Source organism: Streptomyces clavuligerus (assembly GCF_005519465.1).
Lineage (GTDB): Bacteria > Actinomycetota > Actinomycetes > Streptomycetales > Streptomycetaceae > Streptomyces > Streptomyces clavuligerus.
In genome coordinates this window covers 3,066,541-3,085,053 of sequence record NZ_CP027858.1, presented here as the reverse complement: position 1 = coordinate 3,085,053, position 18,513 = coordinate 3,066,541, and the positions used below count along the sequence as shown (strand labels likewise).

Genomic DNA, 18,513 nt, shown 5'->3' with positions numbered 1-18,513 from the left:
ACGGAGTCCACTGCCCGGTGCCCGGTGCCCGGTGCCCGGTGCCCGGTGCCCGGTGCCCGGTGCCCGGTGCCGTACGGCGTCCGGTCTGTCCGGAGCGCGGTGTGCCGGTGTGCCCGGTGCCCGGTGTCGTACGGCGTCCGGGGCGTGTACTCGTCAGGCACGGGGCGTGTCCCCGGCGGGGCGCAGGGAGTTGGGCAGGGTGACCGTCCTTCTGTCCCCTGCTTCGCCCCGGAGGTGCCCTCGTGCGCCGTATGTCCGCCCCTGCCCGTCTCGCTGCCGCGTTCGCCGCCTCGCTGGCGCTCGCGGCCTCGGCGGGCTGTATGAGCGTGAGCGACGACAAGGGGGGAGGCCGCAAGCCCGGACCCAGCCCTTCGGCGGACCGGCAGGACACCGTCGCGGAGCCCGACGGCGGCCACGCGGGGCCCGGCGGTCGGGTGCTCGACGGCACCGGGCCGCGGGCCACGCGTACCGGTGCGGAGGCCACGGGGGACGACGGGCGGCGCGGCGCGCGGGAGGAGTCCCGGAGCCCGAGCGGCGCCGGGACCCCGGGGACCGCGTCCAGGCCCGCACCGGGCGGCGGCGGGAGCGGTGGCGGCGGGGGCCAGGCGCCGGTCCGGCCGAAGCCGCCGGGGCCCGCGCCGACGCCGACCAAGGACGGTGGCTCGGTCCCCGTGGTGCCCCCGTCCCCCGTGACGCCGGTGGTGCCGTCGCCGGAGCCGCCGGTGGAGAGCCCCACGCCGGTGCCCGCCGAGCCCACGGAGGAGCCGTCGTCGCCCACCCCGCCGCCCGAGGCGCAGGCCGCGGGGGACCTGCGGATGACGGTGGTGGACGGGGACGGGAGCCCGGCGGGCCGCCCGGGGTCGGCGGCGCGGTTCGACGGCGTGATGTGAGCGGGTGTGCCGAGGGTCACCCGAGCGGTGTTTGCCTTCGGCGGGGGAGGGTGCGTATGGTGGTAGATCGTTTGATCCCATTGCCCGGCGCCGAAGAAGAAGCGCGCCGTGTGGCGCGTACTCTCCCTTGCCGTGGCTGACCGCATCGAGGCGGTCGATTTGCGAATCACGGAGTTTGGGCGCGTGCCGAGACTCCGGAAGGTTTCGCATTTCGCATGTCCAATTTCAGTAACGATCACGCCGTCCTGCCCGCTGACGAGGAGACCGCCGTGGTCGACTCCGTCGCCGTCGAGACGGCCCCCGAGGCCCCCGAGGTCGTCGAGACCGCCGCGCAGGCCGTCGTCGAGGCCGTCGCTGTCGCCGACGAGGACGGGATCGAGGAGGACGGGATCGAGGTCGAGGCCGACGTCGAGACCGCCGACGACTCCGCCACCGCCGAGCCCACGATCACCTTCGCCGACCTGGGGCTTCCCGAGGGCGTCGTCCGCAAGCTGGCGCAGAACGGCGTGACCACCCCGTTCCCGATCCAGGCGGCGACCATCCCGGACGCCCTGGCCGGCAAGGACATCCTCGGCCGTGGCCGCACCGGCTCCGGCAAGACCCTGTCGTTCGGTCTGCCGACCCTGGCGCGTCTCGCCCAGGGCCGCACCGAGAAGAAGAAGCCCCGCGCGGTCATCCTCACCCCGACCCGTGAGCTGGCCATGCAGGTCGCGGACGCGCTCCAGCCGTACGGCGATGTGCTCGGCCTGAAGATGAAGGTCGTCTGCGGCGGTACGTCCATGGGCAACCAGATCTACGCGCTGGAGCGCGGTGTCGACATCCTCGTTGCCACCCCGGGCCGACTGCGCGACATCATCAACCGCGGCGCCTGCTCCCTGGAGAACGTCGAGGTCGCCGTCCTCGACGAGGCCGACCAGATGTCCGACCTGGGCTTCCTGCCCGAGGTCACCGAGCTGCTCGACCAGGTCCCCGGGGGCGGTCAGCGGATGCTCTTCTCGGCCACCATGGAGAACGAGATCTCCACGCTGGTCAAGCGCTACCTGACCAACCCGGTCAGCCACGAGGTCGACAGCGCCCAGGGCAATGTCACCACCATGACCCACCACGTCCTCGTCGTGAAGCCGAAGGACAAGGCGCCGGTCACCGCCGCGATCGCCGCCCGCAAGGGCCGCACGATCATCTTCGTCCGCACCCAGCTCGGCGCGGACCGCATCGCCGAGCAGCTCCGCGAGGCGGGTGTGAAGGCCGACGCGCTGCACGGTGGTATGACCCAGGGCGCGCGTACCCGGACGCTGGCGGACTTCAAGGACGGCTACGTCAACGCGCTGGTCGCGACCGACGTCGCCGCGCGCGGTATCCACGTCGACGGCATCGACCTGGTCCTGAACGTGGACCCGGCCGGTGACCACAAGGACTATCTGCACCGTTCCGGCCGTACCGCGCGTGCGGGCAAGTCGGGCACCGTCGTCTCGCTGTCCCTGCCGCACCAGCGCCGTCAGATCTTCCGTCTGATGGAGGACGCGGGCGTCGAGGCGTCGCGGCACATCGTGGGCGGCGCGGGCGCGTTCGACCCGGAGGTCGCCGAGATCACCGGCGCGCGTTCGCTGACCGAGGTCCAGGCGGACTCCGCGAACAACGCCGCCAAGCAGGCCGAGCGCGAGGTCGCCGACCTCACCCGCCAGCTGGAGCGCATCCAGCGGCGCGCCGTCGAGCTGCGCGAGGAGGCCGACCGTCTGGTGGCCCGCGCGGCGCGCGAGCGCGGCGAGGACCCCGAGGCGGCCGTCGCCGAGGTGGCCGAGGCCGCCGGGGCCGAGCTGGAGGCCGCTGTGGCCGCCGCGAAGGCCGCGGAGCAGCCGGTGGAGCGCCGGGACGACCGGGGCAACTTCGAGCGCCGCGGGCGTTCGTTCGACCGCCGGGACGAGCGTGGCGATGACCGTGGTGGTCGTTCGTTCGAGCGTCGTGATGACCGTGGTGGTTCGTTCCGTCGTGATGACCGTGGTGGTTCGTCGTTCCGTGGTGACGACCGTGGTGGTCGTTCGTTCGAGCGCCGTGACGACCGTGGTGGTTCGTCGTTCCGTGGCGATGACCGTGGTGGTCGTTCGTTCGAGCGTCGTGATGACCGTGGTGGTTCGTTCCGTCGTGATGACCGTGGTGGTTCGTCGTTCCGTGGTGACGACCGTGGTGGTCGTTCGTTCGAGCGCCGTGACGACCGTGGTGGTTCGTCGTTCCGTGGCGATGACCGTGGTGGTCGTTCGTTCGAGCGCCGCGACGACCGTGGTGGTTCGTTCCGCCGCGACGACCGTCCGTCCGCCCACCGGGGCAGCGACCGCCCGTTCAACCGCGACCGCCACGACGACCGCCCCTCGGGCGGCTACCGCTCCGGCGGCTCGGACCGCCCGCACGGCCGCCGCGACGACCACCGTGGCGGCAGCAACACCGGCTCCTTCGGCCGCCGCGACGACAAGCCGCGCTGGAAGCGCAACGGCTGACCCCTCGTCCCGGCCCCGGGCCGTGACGACGACCAGCGCCCGTGTCCCCGCGACACGGGCGCTGTCCCGTTCCCGGCCCGGAATCCGTCTTTCCCCCTTCGCCGCCCACGTTTGATCGGATACCCGATCGGCTCACGCGCCATGGGAAGCTATGCTCGGGGATGACTCGTAGCGGGCCGTTAGCTCAATTGGCAGAGCAGCGGACTTTTAATCCGTTGGTTGTCGGTTCGAGTCCGACACGGCCTACCGAGTGCGGGGGCGGGCGCAAGCCCGTGACCTGCGAAGAAGCGCCCCATTTGGCTTTGGCCGGGTGGGGCGCTTCGGTGTTGGGGGGCGCGGGTGGGCGTCTGCATGCCCGAAGCATGCCCGGCTCGCCGTCGGACGGGTGTTCGCCGAGCTATTGCGCCGCTGAGGCGACCGGGTTGGACAGGGTGCCGACGCCGCTGATGGAGACCTCCACGGTGTCCCCGGGGGCGATCGGTCCCACTCCGGCGGGGGTGCCGGTGAGGATGATGTCCCCGGGGTCCAGGGTGACGGCGGCGCTGATGTACGCGATCAGGTCGGCGACCGGGGTGAGCAGTCGGCTGGTGCGGGCGTGCTGTCGGCGTTCGCCGTTGATGTGGCACTGGATCTCCAGGTCCGCCGGGTCGAGTCCGGTGGTGATCCAGGGGCCGAGTGGGCAGAACGTGTCGAACGCCTTGGCCCACGACGGCTGCCCGTCCGCCTTCTGGATGTCCCGGGCCGTCACGTCGTTGGCGCAGGTGTAGCCGAAGACGTGGGAGAGCGCGTCCGCCGCCGGTACGGCCCGGGTGGTGCGGCCGATGACGACGGCCAGTTCCGCTTCGTGCTCGACCTGCCGGGACTGGGGTGGGTAGTGGATGGGCTCGTCCGGTCCGATCACGGCGGACGGCGGTTTGAAGAAGAGCCGGGGTACGGCCGGTGCGCCCATGCCCGTCTCGGCGATATGGTCGGCGTAGTTCCGGCCCACGGCCACGATCTTCCCGGGGCGGACCGGAGCGAGAAGCCGTACGTCCTTCAACGGAACGGTCTCTCCTGTGGGCCTGGCGGCGCTCCGTACGGGGTCCCCGTCCAGGAACTCCACCGTGATGCCGTCCGTACGGCCGTACCGCGTATCACTGCGGTGTGCGAAGCGGGTGAACCGATGTCCTTCCATAGACCGGGATCGTAGGCACGCCGTGGGAGCGGGGAAAGCCGCTCCATGGACGAAAGCGTGAAGGTCACGATCCTTCAACGCGGTGGTGGCCCAGACGTGACGGGCAGGTCAGTTCCCGGTCGGCCGGGCACCGTGCGCGTCGGCGAGGGCGGTGAGGCGGGTGGCCATCGCCGTGTCGAGGGCGGTGATCGCGTCCCCGGCGTCATGGGTGTTGAGGGCGAAGCCGATGGTGCCGTAGAGGATCGTGACCTCGGCGTGGTGGTTGGCCTCGTCCTCGGCCGCCGCGACGGCGGCGTAGAGGGCGGGTACGGCGGGGCGGTCGGCCCTGAAGGTGGCGGTGAGCTTTCCGTTCCGGACGGTCCAGTCGGGGAGGTCGGTGAGGACCTGGGCGAGTTCGGTCTCGGTCAGCGGGGTCGCGGGCACGCGGGGCTCCTTCGGGGCGGGTCGGCTCGGTTACGTTCCGGTCATACGCTCATCGAGGCGCCATCATGCGTGGCCGGGACAGTGGCGCGCATGCATATGAGTACGCGTGTCCTGCCGAATCCGCACCCGCGCCCGCACTCGCAGCGGCGTCCAGTCGTCCGGCGGCGGGCCCTGTCGGTGCTGCTGGCCCTGTCGGCGTCCGCCGCCGTGGTTGCTCCCGGTGCGGCCGTGGCCCAGGAGGGGGCCGGGGCCACGGCGGTCGCACCGCCGCCGATCCGCTGGGGGGCCTGCCCCGCCAATCCGCCCATGCCCGACCCCAGCCCCCGGGCGCAGTGCGGAACGCTCCGGGTGCCGGTGGACTGGGCCAATCCACAGGGGCCGAAGACCTCGGTCTTCGTCGCCCGGTACCGGGCGACCGAGCCCGGGAAGCGGGTCGGGGTACTGATGACGAACCCGGGCGGGCCCGGGAACCCCGGCGCCGATGCCGCGATGTACGCGGACGATCCGTACGACGGCTACACCCCGGAGATGCTCCAGCGCTTCGACATCGTCTCCTTCGACCCGCGCGGCATCGGCCGCAGCGAAGGCATCCGCTGTGACGAGTCGATCGCCGGGAAGATTCCGTCCCGGCCCCGCGACGCCGCCGAGTTCGAGCGGTTGCGCACCCTGAACGGACAGCTCGCGGAGAGCTGTCTGCGGCAGATGGGGCCGCTCGCCGCCCATATGGACACCGAGAGCGTGGCCCGTGACATGGACGCGCTGCGCGCCGCCGTCGGAGAGCAGAGGATCAGCTTCCTGGGGCACTCGTACGGCACCTCCATCGGTGAGCGGTACGCGCGTCTCTTTCCGCAGCGGCTCCGGGCGCTGGCCCTGGACAGCGCGGTGGCCCCGGGGCGGGTGGGCGCCGAGCGGTTCCTCACTGAGGGCAGTGCCGCCGTCGACGACATCTTCGAGAAGCTGCTGGCCCTGTGCGAGAAGGACACCTCCTGCGCGTTGAAGGGGCAGAGGCTGATCGACGTCACCAGGGAGCTGTTCGCCCGCGCCGACGCGGGCACGCTCCGGGCGCCGGGGACGGACGGGCCCACCCAGGAGAAGATTGACGCCGATCAGCTTGTGGACCACCTCTACGGAGCGCTCCGCAGGCTGGACCCGGAGACGGCGACGCGGGACCTCGCCGCTCTGCACAGCGGCACGGGCGAGGTCCATCTGGGCGACTCCGGTCCGGAGCGCGCCTGGCAGCTCGTGCTGTGCCGGGACGACGACCTCCGGATCAGGGACTGGGCGGAGTACCGGGCCATCCGGGAACGGGTCGCGAAGGCCGCCCCGTATGTCCGCTACAGCTCCCAGGCGCTGGACATGGTGCTCGGCTGCCAGGGCTGGATGCCGCCCAAGGCCCCGTCCGGGAAGGCCGAGGCCCCGTCCGGGAAGGCCAAGGGTCTGTCCGGGAACGTCGAGGGTCTGTCCGGGAAGGCCAAGGGCACATTGCCGCCGGTCCTCGTGGTCAACGCGACGCACGACGCCGCGACCCCGCTCGCGGGCGCGCGGCGGATGGCCGCCGTCTTCCCGAAGGCGTCCCTGCTCACCGTGGACACCGTGGGCCACTGGATGTACGCGCTGCCGGAGCCGAAGCGGGCGATCAACGCCTATCTTAGCGGCCGTGGGTAAGAGCCGGTCGGACGCTGTCCGGTGCCGTCCGCCGACGCGGATGGGCCGGGCGGCCCGCCCGTCGCTGGTGCCGATGCGGCCCGTCTGACCGCCGCTGTCGCCCGTTCATCTGGCTGGTTCTCGCTCAACCTCACCGGACCGGGCAACGGCCGCCGAGGGTTCTGAGTCCTGTCTGCCGGGTGCGCCGCCGCTCTCAGGAGTGCGCCCGCACCCGGCCCGCATCCGTACCCGTACCCGCACCTGTATCCGCTTCCGGCAGACAGGAGGACCCATGTCGTCGCGACCGTCCACCCCCGGCCCCGGCCGAGTCCTCGGCGCGGCCCTGGCGGCGGCGGCCGTCACCGTCGGACTGCTTCAGGCGCCGGCCGCCTCCGCTGCCTCCGTCGCCTCGACGGCCACCGCGGCGGAGGACCGGCCCCGGGGTCGTCAGGGCGCCGCCGTGCAGCAGGTCCTTGAGGACGCGGTGCGCTCCGGTACGCCCGGAATGCTGGCCTCCGTCACCAGTGGCGGGCCGGGCGGCAACGTGTACACCTGGCGGGGCGCGGCGGGCGTCGCCGATCTGCGGACCGGTGAGAGACGCGGGCACCACGACCGCTTCCGCATCGGGTCGGTCACCAAGAGTCTCACCGCCGCCGTGGTCCTCACGCTGGCGGCCGAAGGGCGGCTGGACCTGGACGACACCGTCGAACAGTGGCTCCCCGGCCTGATCGCGGGCCATGGCCACGACGGCTCCGCGGTGACCATTCGCCAACTCCTCAACCACACCAGCGGCATCAGCGACTACAGCTCGAACCGGGAGTTCTTCGACCGTTACATCGGCCGGGACTTCCTGAAGAACCGCTTCCAGCGGCACACCCCCGAGAGCCTGGTCGGCTGGGCCGTGCGCGCCGCCCCCGACTTCGCCCCCGGCACCGGCTGGCGCTACTCCAACACCAACTACATCGTGGCCGGGCTGATCATCCAGAAGGTGACCGGACGGTCCTACGAGAACGAGGTCGAACGGCGGGTGCTGCGCCCCCTGGGTATGCGGGACACCTCCCTGCCCCGCCACTCGGTGACACTGCCCCGGCCCTCGGGCCGCGGCTACACCAAGGTCCCGTTCGGCGACCCCGCCGGAGCCGTGCACGACGGCACCGCGCTGAACACCTCCACCGGCTGGGCCGCCGGGGACATCATCTCGACGACCGGCGATCTCCAGCGTTTCGTCCGTGCCCTGATGTCCGGGCGGCTGCTGCCCCCCGCGCAGCAGAAGGAGCTGACCACGACCGTGCCGACCACCGAGGAGGGCCACCGCTACGGGCTCGGTGTGGGCTGGACGACGCTGCCGTGCGGGGTCGGGATATGGGGGCACGCCGGTGGAATCCATGGTTCCCGCACCGGTGTGTACGCCGACGGGCGGGGCGGACGGTCCCTCGTCGTGAACGCCAACGCCGACTGGGCCGGCAGTCCCGAGGCGGCGCTGAACGCGGCGTTCTGCCCGCCGGAGCCCCGGTCCGGTCCATCGGCGTAACGGACGCCGACAGCGCCCTGTTCAGCGATTCAGCGCCGGTCAGGGGCGGTGCGGGAGCGTGCGCGCATTGCTGTACTGTCCACCTTCACATTCCTACTTCAGGGGGACACATGCGTACCAGAGCCACCGCCACCGCCGCCGCCGTGGGCGTGCTGCTCGCCGTGCTGACCGCGTGCGGGGAGACCGAGGAGAAGAAGGCGGACGCCGGAGCCTGCAAGGCGGCCGTGGCCAAGGTCCTTGAGGACAGCGCCTCGGACGGCAAGCTGAAGGACGGCGAGCGGCCGAAGGGCTGTGAGGGGCTGAGCGACAAGGAGCTGGAGAAGATCACCAAGGACGCCGCTCAGGAGTTCCTGGACAAGAAGAAGAAGGAGTTCACCGAGGACCTCAAGAAGGACGCCGACAAGCTGGTGGACCAGGGGACGGGGGCCGGCGAGGACGTCGGCAAGGAGCTGGACGACGCGCTCAAGGAGCTGGAGAAGGCGACCAGCGCGCCCAACCCGTAAGGCACGGAGGCCATCTGGGGCCGTAACACGCCAGATGGCCGAATCCCTGGCCGAAGAGTACGTGGTGCGTAGTACGCGTCACGAAGCACTCTGAGGGGCATGCGTACCCAGGATGCCCAGACGCTCGTCCTCTGCACCCTCGCCGACGGCCCGCTGCACGGATACGCGATCAATACCGCGATCGAGAGGCTGTCGGGCAGTCGGCTCGGCCCCGGCAGCCTCTATGGAGCCCTCAACCGGCTGGAGGCCAAGGGGCTCGTCGAACCGCTGGAGGGCCAGGGCCGCGCCCGGCCCGTGCGGATCACCGCGCAGGGGCGGGCGGTGCTGGAGCGGGAGGCACGCTCGATGGCCCGTGTGAGCGACCGGGTCTTCGAGTCCGTGCCGCCCGACGAGATCCACTACCTCGACCGGGTCGCCGCCGGCCGGGCCGGGCGCTCGTACAAGAAGGTCATGCTCGACGCCCTGGCGGCCCGGCCCGGGCACACCGCCCTCGACCTCGGGTGCGGTCCGGGCACCGACCTCGGCGCGCTCGCCGAGGCGGTAGCACCGGATTCCGGTTCCGGTTCCGCTGACGGCCGTCGCGAGGACAAGGGCACCGGCCCCTGTCCCGGGCGCGTGATCGGCGTCGACATCAGCGAGGAGATGGCAGCACAGGCCCGGGAACGGACCGCGGGGCTCCGTCCGGTCCGGATCCGCGTCGCCGACATGCACCGGCTGCCGTTCGCCGACCGCAGCGCCGACCGGGCCCGCACCGACCGCGCGCTCCAGCACGTCGACGATCCCGTCCGGGTGCTCGCCGAGATCCGACGGGTACTGCGGCCCGGCGGGCGGCTGGTGCTCGGCGAGCCCGACTGGGACTCCCTCACCGTCGACCACCCCGACCGGGAGACGTCCCGCGCCTACACCCGTTTTGTCGCCGACCGGGTGATCCGGAACGGGACCCTCGGCCGGGAACTGCCCCGGCTCGCCCTCGCCGCCGGATTCACCGTTCCGGCCGTGCTGCCCGTCGTCTCCGTCTTCCGCGATGTGCGGTCCGCCGACGCGATCCTGGGGCTGAAACGGACCACCGAACGGGCCGTAGCCGCCGGATATCTCACCGACACCGCCGCCCGGGACTGGCTGGACCACCTGGCCACCGGGCCGTTCCTCGCCGCCGTGACGCTGTATGTGGTGGTCGCGGCGGTGCCGCTGGAGATCGGCTGAGGCCACTGGGGGCAGGGAGCGGCCCGCCGCTCCCCTGTCCTCCCGGGCCGGTATCGAGGGGACAGGCTACGGCGCGGTCTCCCAGCTCACCGTGGTCGTCGGGCAGCCCGCCGCGACCGTGAACAGCCTCTCCCGCTCGGTTCCGTCGACGGTGAGGTTCCAGCGGAGCTTGGTCGCCGTCCACTCCGCGACATAGCGGCAGAGCGCGCTCTGAGCCGGAGGCAGCCACTCCGCCGGGTCCTGGTCGGCCTTGGAACGGTTCGCCCGCGCGGTGACCGCCACCAGCGAGGACGCCTGGCCCTGGTCGTTCGCGTACGCCTCCCGGCGGCCCGGGTCCCAGCCGTGGGCGCCGGAGTCCCATGCCTCGGCCAGCGGAACCATATGGTCGATGTCCAGTGCCGTGGCAGGGGTCACCCGCACCTCGTCGTAGTACGACAGCCACATCCCGCCCGTCAGCGCGCAGCCGGGGCCGACCGTGGGCGGCTCGACGGCCTCCGCGATCAGCACCTCGTTACGGGTGTTGCAGCCGTCGCGGAGGTTCAGCCCCGCGTTCCAGTGCCGGAAGAGATTCCGGCTGTAGCCGGTCCGGTTCTCGTCGGCGATGACCAGCCGCCCGACGGCGACCCCGAGCCGCGCGGTCTCGGCACGGAGTCCCGGGGCACCACCCGGCGCGTCAGGGGAGGAAACAGAGGAAACAGAGGAAATAGAGGCAGCAGAGGCAGCAGAGGTAGCGGTGGAGGCGGTGGAGGCGGAAGCCGGAGGAACGAAGGAGAAAGCGAGCACGGCACAGGCCGCGGCGACGGCGGTACGCCTCAGATGAGTGATCACGTCACCCGAATTACGGGCAGACCACCCCGAAGCGGTGCAGCGAAACGAACGATTGCGCCAGACGGGCTCAGGAGTTCACCCGTTCCGCCCTCTCACGGGTGCCCCGGACGGCGTAGGAGTGCTTCATTCCGCCGCTCGCTGACGTACAGGTGTTCGTATGGACCTACTTGCGGAGGTACGGCGGGAACGCCCTCGCCCCTTGCGGGTCAATCCCCGTCCACGGCCCGTGACTCCAGCCCCTTTTGGCCGTTTGTCCCGGCATGACCAAGACATACCGTGCCCTTGCGACCGCCGTCCTCGCCGCCGGGGCCTCCGTCCTCTCCATCGCCGGGGCCACCGCTTCCCCCGTGCCCGCCCCTGCGGCCCCCACCGCGCCCGCTCCCCAGGGCTCCGCCGTCGAGCAGGTGCTGAACAGCGTCAACGGCCTGAGCCAGCTCAACCAGCTCAGCACCCTCACGGACGCCCCCGGCCAGCTCACCGCCCCCGCGACCGACCCGCTCACCACGCTCACGGGGTCCGTCACCGGTCTGACGAGCACGGTCCAGCCGTAGCCGAGCTCCGCCTCTCACCAGCCCCGTCGGGACCCGGACTCCCAGAGGATCCCGCCGGAACCCCCACTCCCAGGGGAACCACCAGGACCTCCACTCCCAGGAGATCTGTCTCTATCCCCACTCCCAGGGGAATCGCCTTACCCCCCGATCTCAGGGAACTCCCCGATCACAGGGGAAACCCGACCTCCGGGGACACACATCGACGGGGCCTCCCTCCCAGGGGCCCCGTCGCTCATGAGCGCCCGTTGTCCACAGGAGCGCGTCGTCCATGAGCGCCCGCCGTGCACAAGTACCCGTCGTGCACGAGCCCCCGTCGTCCAGGGGAGCAGGGCGTCCCTGGTGGGGCGCGTCGCCCGTCCGCAGCCCCGGAAACGGCACTGTCCCCCGGAAACGGCGCTTGACCTTTACGCAGCGTCAACTTCTACCGTTCAGGTCATGGAGTGGTCGATCCAGGAGATCGCCCGGCGCGCCGGGACGACGAGCCGGACCCTGCGGCACTACGGGGACGTGGGGCTGCTGCACCCCAGCCGGGTGGGGGCCCATGGCTATCGCTACTACGGACCCGAGGCCCTGGTGCGTCTCCAGCGCATTCTGCTGCTGCGCGAGCTGGGGCTCGGTCTGCCCGCGATCGCCGAGGTGCTCGAAGGGGAGCGGGACGCCGCGGCGGCCCTGCGGACCCATCTGGAACTGCTGGAGCTGGAGCGCGAGCGCGTCGGCCGGCAGATCGCCTCGGTGCGGACCACCCTTCACAAGATCGAGACAGGGGAGGACCTCATGCCCGAGGACGTATTGGACGGTTTCGACCACACGCGGTACGAGCAGGAGGTCACCGAGCGCTGGGGCCGGGAGGCGTACCGGCGCGGTGACCAGTGGTGGCGCTCGCTGAGCGAGTCACGGCGGCGCGCGTACCAGGAGGAGCAGAAGGAGATCGCCCGTGCCTTCGGCCAGGCGCTGGCGGACGGTCTGGCCGCCGGCAGCGGGGCGGCGCAGGGGCTCGCCCACCGGCAGTATCTGTGGCTTTCGGTCTTCGAGCCGCCCTCCAGGTCCCATTTCGCCGGACTGGGGGAGATGTACGTCGCGGATCATCGCTTCGGCGCGCACTACGACCGGCACGGGGCCGGGACGGCGCTGTTCGTCCGTGACGCGATGGCGGTCTACGCGGAACGGAATCTGACCGACGGCTGACCCGCGGCTGACCGGCCATTCGACCTCCGATCTCTGACCTCCGACCCCCGATCTCCACTCTCCGGCCCGCCGCCGGTCGGGCCGTCTGCCTGATTTATCCCTCTATGTTGCTGTTCGATCGCGGCTGATCGTCGACCGATTACGAGCCGGACGGAAAAAGTGGAGTGGATCTTGCTCGGGATGGCGTAAGGTTGTGTTCACCGACGCGGGGTGGAGCAGCTCGGTAGCTCGCTGGGCTCATAACCCAGAGGTCGCAGGTTCAAATCCTGTCCCCGCTACTGAAAGACCGTGGCCCGGCACTTCGAACCGAAGTGCCGGGCCATTGTCGTATCCGGACCTGCCCCCTCCCGCGGTCCAGGTCGTGCCCGCCCCGCCCCGGCCGGGACCGGGCCGTGTCCGCCCCGGGGCGGACACGGAACCGAAACCGAGGCCGGGGCGGCCGCTCGCCCGGTTGGACGGTGGCGGCTCGCCTCCCCCGCCGATTCCGGCCAGCCTGAAGGGGGCGCGGCAACCGTGTCCGCGGCGATCGGCGGACCGGTCAGGAGAGGCCCCCTTGGCGCAGGCAGAGCAGCGGAGCGGATACGGCGGTCGCCGCTTCGTCCGGATGCTCCCCGCGCTGATGATCGTCGCCGGAACGGTCTTCGACCTGTCCACCCCGCCCCGCTACACCGCCGCCCCGATGTTCACGGCGGCCCCGCTGATCGCCGCGCCCTTCTTCTCCTGGCGCGCCACCCTGCTGACGGGGATCACGGCGGTCTGCGGGGTGGTCGGGCTCCACCTCTACAAGGGCACGATGGACGAGCCCACGGCGTACACCGAGCTGTTCACCGTGATCACGGTCTCCGCCCTGGCACTGGTGATCAACCGGGTCATCCAGCGCAGCAGTGAGCGGCTGGCCTCCGCCCGGGTGATCGCCGAGACCGCACAGCGCGCCGTACTGCCCACCCCCGCCGAGCGGATCGGCGGACTCCGGATCGCTGCCCGCTATGAGGCCGCCCTCGCCGACGCCTTCATCGGCGGCGATCTCTTCGCCGTGCAGGACACCCCGCACGGGGTCCGGCTCGTGGTGGGCGACGTCCGCGGCAAGGGGCTGGGCGCGGTGGAGGCGGTGGCGGTCGCGATCGGCGCGTTCCGGGAGGCGGCGGAGCAGGAGACGACCCTGGAGGGCGTCACCGGGCGGCTGGAACGGGCGCTGCTCAGGGAGGCGCAGCGGCGGGAGACCCTGGACGCGGTCGAGGCGTTCACCACCGCCGTCCTCGCCGAGATCCCCCGGGGCACCGGGGTCGTCCGGCTGGTGAACCGGGGCCACCCCGAGCCGCTGCTGCTGCGCCCGGACGGCGGTCTGGACGTCCTGGAGCCGACGGAGCCCGCGCTGCCCCTGGGCATGGCCGAGCTGGGCGTCTGGCCGGACCGCGCCGAGGAGTACCCGCTGCCGCCCGGCACGACCCTGCTTCTCTACACCGACGGACTCTCCGAGGCGAGGGACGCGAAGGGACGCTTCTACGATCCCGCCGAGCGGCTGGCGGGCAGGGTGTTCCCGGGGCCGGGGGAGCTGCTGGACGAACTCCTGGACGATGTGCGGCGGCACACCGGCGGCGGTGCCACCGACGACATGGCGCTGCTCGCGGTGGCCCGGCCGCCCGATGCCCCGGGACCGCCGGGGGACCGCCGCCGCTGGCGCTCCCTAGGCGGTCCGCGCCCTCCCCGGTGAGCATTCCGGTGAGGCTCCGGTGAGGGCTGGGGTGAGGGCTGGGGTGAGGACGACTCGGCGAGCGCTTCAGAGCGGCGGTCATAAAGGGTCCGTAAAGGGCTGCACGCTCCGTAGTCGGAAGGCAGCCCTCCGATAACAATTGATGCACAGTCAGATGAACGAGGTTTTTCGACACTCGCTCAAGTCGCCCGAATCCGTCCGCTTATGCCGGGGTAAGTCCAAGGCAAAGAGAGTAAAGATCGTCTGGTGCAACTTGGAATCCGGTCCGCGTGTCTATTAACGTTCGATAACGCAGCGCGGTCGTCCCAGCCGCCGTCAGGGCGGCACCGTGCGCGTGCGCCGAATCCCGCGAGGGAACCGGGGAACCACCTTTTGGGGTGAATCGGGCTTCATCCGCCGTGCAGTTCGCGGTGGAGGCCGCCCGTAGGAGACCTTCCTGCTCCGAACCCGTCAGCTAACCCGGTAGGCGAGAAGGAAGGAAAGGAGTGCGCCTCGGTGGCGTCCAACAGCCCTGCCCCGGAAAACCCCTTCGGGTCCGGTGTCTTCAGCGAGGATGGGGCGGCTGCGTCCCCCGGTGTCTGGAACCCTTCCGCGGAAACGGTTCGCCCTGTGCGCGGCCGTCACCGTCAGCGGGTGCTGAAGCAGCGCGGCGGTATCGCCCGTAGCTCCACCGTGCTCGGTGTCGGCGTGATGGCGGCCGTCGGCGCGGGTGGCATCGCCACCGCCCAGGACAAGCCCGCCGTCTCGATCTCCCTCCCCGACGCCAAGTCCCTGCCCGGCGTCGGTTCGCTGGTCTCCGGCGACGAGGGGTCGACAGCGGACGAGAACGCTCCGACCGCCGCGATGGGACTCGCGGCCCAGCAGACCGGGGAGCAGCAGACCGCCGCCGAGGCGCTGCGCTCCCGGATCCTGGAGCAGGCCGAGGAGCAGCAGTCGAGCGCCGACGCCGCCGCCCGTGCCGCCACCGAGCTGGAGGCCGCCGAGCAGGCCGCCGCCCAGGCGGAGAAGGCCGAGCGCGCCGCCGAGGCGAAGGCGAAGAAGGAGGCCGAGGCGGAGGCCGAGGCCAAGCGGAAGGCCGAGGAAGAGGCGAAGGCCAAGGCGAAGGCCGAAGAAGAGCGGAAGGCGGAGGAGGAGCGCCGGGCCCGGCTCGCGAACAGCTTCTCGCTGCCCACCTCCAGCTATGTGATCACCTCCACCTATGGCCAGTCCGGCTCGATGTGGTCCTCCGGTCAGCACACCGGTCTGGACTTCGCGGCCGCGGCCGGCACCCCGGTCAAGGCGGTCGGCAGCGGCACCATCACGGCGGCGGGCTGGGCGGGCCCCTACGGCTACCGCATCCTGCTCCAGCTGTCGGACGGTACGGAGATCCTGTACGCCCACCTCTCCTCGATGACCGTCGGCGTCGGCCAGCAGGTGTCCGCGGGCGAGACGATCGGCCGGGTCGGCGACTCCGGCAATGTGACCGGCAACCACCTCCACCTGGAGGTCAAGACCTCCGGCGGTGCCGCTGTCGACCCGATGGCCTGGTTGCAGAACAAGGGCCTCGCTGTCTGATCGAGCCCCAGGGCCCCTGAATCCAGGGGCCCTGCGGTCGTTTCGGGGCCGTTCGCACAGCCCGCGCGACGCTGGATCCCTCTGCGGTGCCCCGGTACGCCTCTGCGGTGGGTGACACGTGTCACCCACCCCAGGTGTCCCCCGTTCCCCTTGTCCCGCAGCCCCGTTCCGCCTCCGCCCCGTGCCCGTTCCGCCTCCGCCCCGTGCCCGTTCCGCCCCCGCTCCGTCCTCTCCGTCGCCGCCCCGACCGGCGGTTTCAGCGGCGGCAAAGCCCCCACCGGCACCCTTGTCGGTGAACCGGCCCACCGGTGGACGGACGACGGGCACCCGGCGGCGGAACCCGTTCTCCGGCGGCCCTGGCGCACACCCCCCGATGCCAGGGCCGCCGGTTCCTCCGTTCCGGCACGGGCCGGTCGGACCGGACCCCTTCCGGCGCGGGACGGTCAGGCGCGATACGGGTTGTAGGTCTCGTAGTCCCGGTACGGCGGCGGTACCCAGACCCGGCCCGTCGCCCGGGCGGCGTAGGTCAGCGCCGGGGAGGCCACCGCCTTCCGCTGCCACATGTGGTGCAGCAGCTCCTGTTCACGGGCGACGAAGTCCGGGACCTCCACCCCCCGTTCGGCCCGGTGCCGCAGAAACGCCAGCGAGGTCGCGAACCGCTGGTACTCCGTCACCGTGTGCGCCGCGGCCGGGCCGTGCGCGTGCCGGGCGGCGGTGCGGGCCATCGTGCGCGCCTTCATCGAGGACAGGGCCTGGGGTTCAGCCGGGGCGATCCACCCCGCGATCGCGTACTTCGGCAGTTCGGCGGCTATCGTCCGCAGCTCGCTCTGCCGGGACCAGATCGCCAGCCAGGTCAGCAGCCCGAAGGCGGGCACCATGAACATCCCGTACACCGCGTAGAAACCGAGCGGGCCCAGATACGAGGCCGACCCGTTCCAGAGGGCGTGGACACCCATCGCGAGCAGGACGCCGAGCACCGGCAGCAGGGTGCGGCGGGTCGTGCGCGACCGCGGGGCCATGGCCGCCATGCCGAAGCCGATCCCGGCGAGCACGGTGAAGAGCGGATGCGCGAACGGCGACATCACGATCCGGACGAAGAAGGTCGCGGCGGTCACCGACGGCAGCCCCGAGTAGCCGAGCTGCTGATCCTCGCCGAAGGCGTTGCCCAGATAGAGGATGTTCTCGGTGAACGCGAAACCGGTGGCGGTGAATCCGGCGATCACCACCCCGTCGACGATCCCGTTGAAGTCCCTGCGCCGGAAGAAGAAGATCAACGCGATGGCCACCGCCTTGGCGCTCTCCTCCACCACCGGTGCGATGACCGTGGCGCCGATGGAGTGGGCGTCGGTGGTGTCGGCGGTGGCCGTGGCTATCCAGCGGGTCGCGAAGGTGTTCGCCAGGATCGCGATCAGCGCGGCGGCGAAGGCGCCCCAGGCGAAGGAGAAGATCAGATTCAGCCAGGGGCCCGGCTCCACCCGGTCCAGCCAGCGGAAGGCGGCGATCAGCAGCGGCACCGGCAGGGTGGCGAGTCCGAGTCCGACGAGGAACCCCTCGGTTCCGGTCTCCTCCCGCACCAGCGCGAGGATCACCAGGGCGCAGAGGGCGAGCAGCGTGATCAGGATTCCGGCTCTGATCGCCTTCGACTGCCAGAGCCGGGAGACCCGCCGGGGCTTGTAGCGCCAGCGGGAGCGCTCCGGGACGGCGTCGAACCTCGGGTCCTGGCGGAAGGCGGGCACCGCTGGTCCCGCCGGTCCTGCTGTCGGCCCGGGCGCGGGCGCGGAGGCGTCCGGACCGGTCCGCGCGCTGGGCGCGGGGGCCGCCGGACGGGGCTGCTGGTGGTGCGGGAACGGCTCGGACACCCAATGACCCTAACGACGGCCACCGACACCTGGCGACGCACTTCCCGCGGGGCCCTTCCGCGCGGGGCCCGCGCGGACCGCTCCGGCCGGGCCCGGTCGGACGGTCGGACCGGGGCTGCGGGACCCGGTCGGACGGTCGGTCCGGGGCCGCGGGACCCGGTCAGACGGCGGGGTCGGCCGCCCGGCGGAACAGCAGGTCGTGCACGACATGCCCCTTGTCGAGCCCCTGTCCCTCGAAGCGGGTCAGCGGCCGGAACCCGGGACGGGGCGCGTAACCGCCGTCCTCCTGGGTGTTCTCGAAGTCCGGGTGGTCCGTGAGGACCTGGAGCATCTGCTCCGCGTACGGCTCCCAGTCGGTGGCGCAGTGCAGCACGGCCCCCGGCCTCAGGCTCCGCGCCGCCAGCGTCAGGAACTCGGGCTGGATCAGCCGCCGCTTGTGGTGCCGCTTCTTCGGCCAGGGGTCCGGGAAGAAGATCCGCATCCCGTCCAGCGAGCCGGGCGCCAGCATCTCTCGCAGCAGGATGATCGCGTCGCCGTTGGCCACCCGGACGTTGGACAGTCCGTTCCGCTCGGCGAGGCCGAGCAGATTGCCCTGGCCCGGGGTGTGGACGTCCACGGCGAGGATGCCGGTGCCGGGGTCGTCGGCGGCCATCCGCGCGGTGGCCTCGCCCATGCCGAACCCGATCTCCAGTACGACGGGCAGTCCGCCGAACATCGTGCCGGGGTCGAGGGTCTCGCGGCCGTCGATCTCGATGCCCCAGATCGGCCAGAGCCGCTGGAGTGCGTCGCCCTGTCCGGTGGTGACCCGGCTGCGCCGGGGCTGGAAGCTCCGGATGCGCCGCTCGTGGTGCGAACCGGCGGGGTCGGCGATGGGCCCTCCGGGGAAGCGGGGCTCGCTCCGGTCGCGGACGGCGGGTGCGGGGGTGTGGTTCTTCAGCTCGGACACAGTGCTTTCGATTCTACGGGTC

At 71.8% G+C, this 18,513-nt stretch carries 15 protein-coding genes, 2 tRNA genes and 1 riboswitch; of the genes, 12 read left to right on the top strand and 5 right to left on the bottom strand.

Features of this window, described 5'->3' with window-relative positions; translation table 11 throughout:
* The first annotated feature begins 251 nt into the window (after positions 1-251).
* The 3 genes from CRV15_RS12870 (at position 252) to CRV15_RS12860 (ending at position 3,625) form a co-directional block, all read left to right on the top strand.
* Positions 252-890 carry a hypothetical protein gene (locus CRV15_RS12870; protein WP_003961219.1) on the top strand — a complete coding sequence of 213 codons (639 nt, stop codon included), beginning with the start codon at positions 252-254 and terminating at the stop codon, positions 888-890.
* A 215-nt stretch (positions 891-1,105) separates the two neighbouring features.
* The gene (locus CRV15_RS12865; protein ID WP_003961220.1) at positions 1,106-3,379 is read left to right on the top strand and encodes a DEAD/DEAH box helicase; all 2,274 of its coding nucleotides are present in this window, start codon (positions 1,106-1,108) and stop codon (positions 3,377-3,379) included.
* A 173-nt stretch (positions 3,380-3,552) separates the two neighbouring features.
* A tRNA-Lys gene (locus tag CRV15_RS12860) sits at positions 3,553-3,625 on the top strand.
* 151 nt (positions 3,626-3,776) lie between these two features.
* On the opposite strand, the gene CRV15_RS12855 is transcribed toward CRV15_RS12860, so the two are convergent.
* Both CRV15_RS12855 and CRV15_RS12850 read right to left on the bottom strand, forming a co-directional pair.
* Entirely contained in the window at positions 3,777-4,553 is a 777-nt protein-coding gene (locus tag CRV15_RS12855; protein ID WP_003954964.1) for a fumarylacetoacetate hydrolase family protein, read from the bottom strand.
* 108 nt (positions 4,554-4,661) lie between these two features.
* On the bottom strand, positions 4,662-4,976 hold the full coding sequence (locus CRV15_RS12850) for a 4a-hydroxytetrahydrobiopterin dehydratase (protein ID WP_003961221.1): 315 nt from the start codon (positions 4,974-4,976) through the stop codon (positions 4,662-4,664).
* Between the two features lie 90 nt (positions 4,977-5,066).
* Here CRV15_RS12850 and CRV15_RS12845 point away from each other — a divergent pair, with 90 nt between their 5' ends.
* The 4 genes from CRV15_RS12845 to CRV15_RS12830 all read left to right on the top strand — a co-directional run bounded on the left by CRV15_RS12845 (position 5,067) and on the right by CRV15_RS12830 (position 9,857).
* Entirely contained in the window at positions 5,067-6,641 is a 1,575-nt protein-coding gene (locus tag CRV15_RS12845) for an alpha/beta fold hydrolase (protein ID WP_003954963.1), read from the top strand.
* A gap of 271 nt (positions 6,642-6,912) precedes the next feature.
* Complete coding sequence (locus tag CRV15_RS12840; RefSeq protein WP_003961222.1) at positions 6,913-8,151, top strand: serine hydrolase domain-containing protein; 1,239 nt, start codon at positions 6,913-6,915, stop codon at positions 8,149-8,151.
* A gap of 110 nt (positions 8,152-8,261) precedes the next feature.
* Complete coding sequence (locus tag CRV15_RS12835; RefSeq protein WP_003961223.1) at positions 8,262-8,654, top strand: hypothetical protein; 393 nt, start codon at positions 8,262-8,264, stop codon at positions 8,652-8,654.
* Positions 8,655-8,753: 99 nt separating this feature from the next.
* Positions 8,754-9,857, top strand: a complete 1,104-nt coding sequence (locus tag CRV15_RS12830; RefSeq protein WP_003954959.1) for a methyltransferase domain-containing protein — start codon at positions 8,754-8,756, stop codon at positions 9,855-9,857.
* A 66-nt stretch (positions 9,858-9,923) separates the two neighbouring features.
* Here CRV15_RS12830 and CRV15_RS12825 read toward each other — a convergent pair whose 3' ends face one another.
* Positions 9,924-10,640 (bottom strand): HNH endonuclease family protein, encoded by a 717-nt coding sequence (locus CRV15_RS12825; RefSeq protein WP_003954958.1) that lies wholly within the window; start codon positions 10,638-10,640, stop codon positions 9,924-9,926.
* A gap of 305 nt (positions 10,641-10,945) precedes the next feature.
* On the opposite strand from CRV15_RS12825, the gene CRV15_RS12820 reads away from it, so the two are divergent.
* From CRV15_RS12820 to CRV15_RS12800, 5 genes are all read left to right on the top strand, one after another.
* On the top strand, positions 10,946-11,236 hold the full coding sequence (locus CRV15_RS12820) for a hypothetical protein (RefSeq protein WP_003954957.1): 291 nt from the start codon (positions 10,946-10,948) through the stop codon (positions 11,234-11,236).
* A 435-nt stretch (positions 11,237-11,671) separates the two neighbouring features.
* A complete protein-coding gene (locus CRV15_RS12815) occupies positions 11,672-12,421 on the top strand; it encodes a MerR family transcriptional regulator (RefSeq protein WP_003954956.1) in 750 nt (249 codons plus the stop codon).
* 204 nt (positions 12,422-12,625) lie between these two features.
* Positions 12,626-12,699 (top strand) — tRNA-Met (locus CRV15_RS12810).
* A 275-nt stretch (positions 12,700-12,974) separates the two neighbouring features.
* Positions 12,975-14,132 carry a PP2C family protein-serine/threonine phosphatase gene (locus CRV15_RS12805; RefSeq protein ID WP_003954955.1) on the top strand — a complete coding sequence of 386 codons (1,158 nt, stop codon included), beginning with the start codon at positions 12,975-12,977 and terminating at the stop codon, positions 14,130-14,132.
* 327 nt (positions 14,133-14,459) lie between these two features.
* Positions 14,460-14,616, top strand: a riboswitch (cyclic di-AMP (ydaO/yuaA leader).
* A gap of 11 nt (positions 14,617-14,627) precedes the next feature.
* Positions 14,628-15,686 (top strand): M23 family metallopeptidase, encoded by a 1,059-nt coding sequence (locus tag CRV15_RS12800; RefSeq protein WP_003954954.1) that lies wholly within the window; start codon positions 14,628-14,630, stop codon positions 15,684-15,686.
* 443 nt (positions 15,687-16,129) lie between these two features.
* Here CRV15_RS12800 and CRV15_RS12795 read toward each other — a convergent pair whose 3' ends face one another.
* Both CRV15_RS12795 and trmB read right to left on the bottom strand, forming a co-directional pair.
* Complete coding sequence (locus tag CRV15_RS12795; protein ID WP_003954952.1) at positions 16,130-17,545, bottom strand: PrsW family intramembrane metalloprotease; 1,416 nt, start codon at positions 17,543-17,545, stop codon at positions 16,130-16,132.
* 160 nt (positions 17,546-17,705) lie between these two features.
* A complete protein-coding gene (gene trmB / locus CRV15_RS12790; RefSeq protein WP_009997023.1) occupies positions 17,706-18,491 on the bottom strand; it encodes a tRNA (guanosine(46)-N7)-methyltransferase TrmB in 786 nt (261 codons plus the stop codon).
* Positions 18,492-18,513 lie beyond the last annotated feature (22 nt).

What these genes read in the sequence shown, in the direction of transcription:
- CRV15_RS12870 (WP_003961219.1), top strand. Translation starts at nt 252, where the DNA reads ATGTCCGCCCCTGCCCGTCTCGCTGCCGCGTTCGCCGCCTCGCTGGCG.
- CRV15_RS12865 (WP_003961220.1), top strand. Translation starts at nt 1,106, where the DNA reads ATGTCCAATTTCAGTAACGATCACGCCGTCCTGCCCGCTGACGAGGAG.
- CRV15_RS12855 (WP_003954964.1), bottom strand. Translation starts at nt 4,553, where the DNA reads ATGGAAGGACATCGGTTCACCCGCTTCGCACACCGCAGTGATACGCGG.
- CRV15_RS12845 (WP_003954963.1), top strand. Translation starts at nt 5,067, where the DNA reads ATGCATATGAGTACGCGTGTCCTGCCGAATCCGCACCCGCGCCCGCAC.
- CRV15_RS12840 (WP_003961222.1), top strand. Translation starts at nt 6,913, where the DNA reads ATGTCGTCGCGACCGTCCACCCCCGGCCCCGGCCGAGTCCTCGGCGCG.
- CRV15_RS12835 (WP_003961223.1), top strand. Translation starts at nt 8,262, where the DNA reads ATGCGTACCAGAGCCACCGCCACCGCCGCCGCCGTGGGCGTGCTGCTC.
- CRV15_RS12830 (WP_003954959.1), top strand. Translation starts at nt 8,754, where the DNA reads ATGCGTACCCAGGATGCCCAGACGCTCGTCCTCTGCACCCTCGCCGAC.
- CRV15_RS12820 (WP_003954957.1), top strand. Translation starts at nt 10,946, where the DNA reads ATGACCAAGACATACCGTGCCCTTGCGACCGCCGTCCTCGCCGCCGGG.
- CRV15_RS12815 (WP_003954956.1), top strand. Translation starts at nt 11,672, where the DNA reads ATGGAGTGGTCGATCCAGGAGATCGCCCGGCGCGCCGGGACGACGAGC.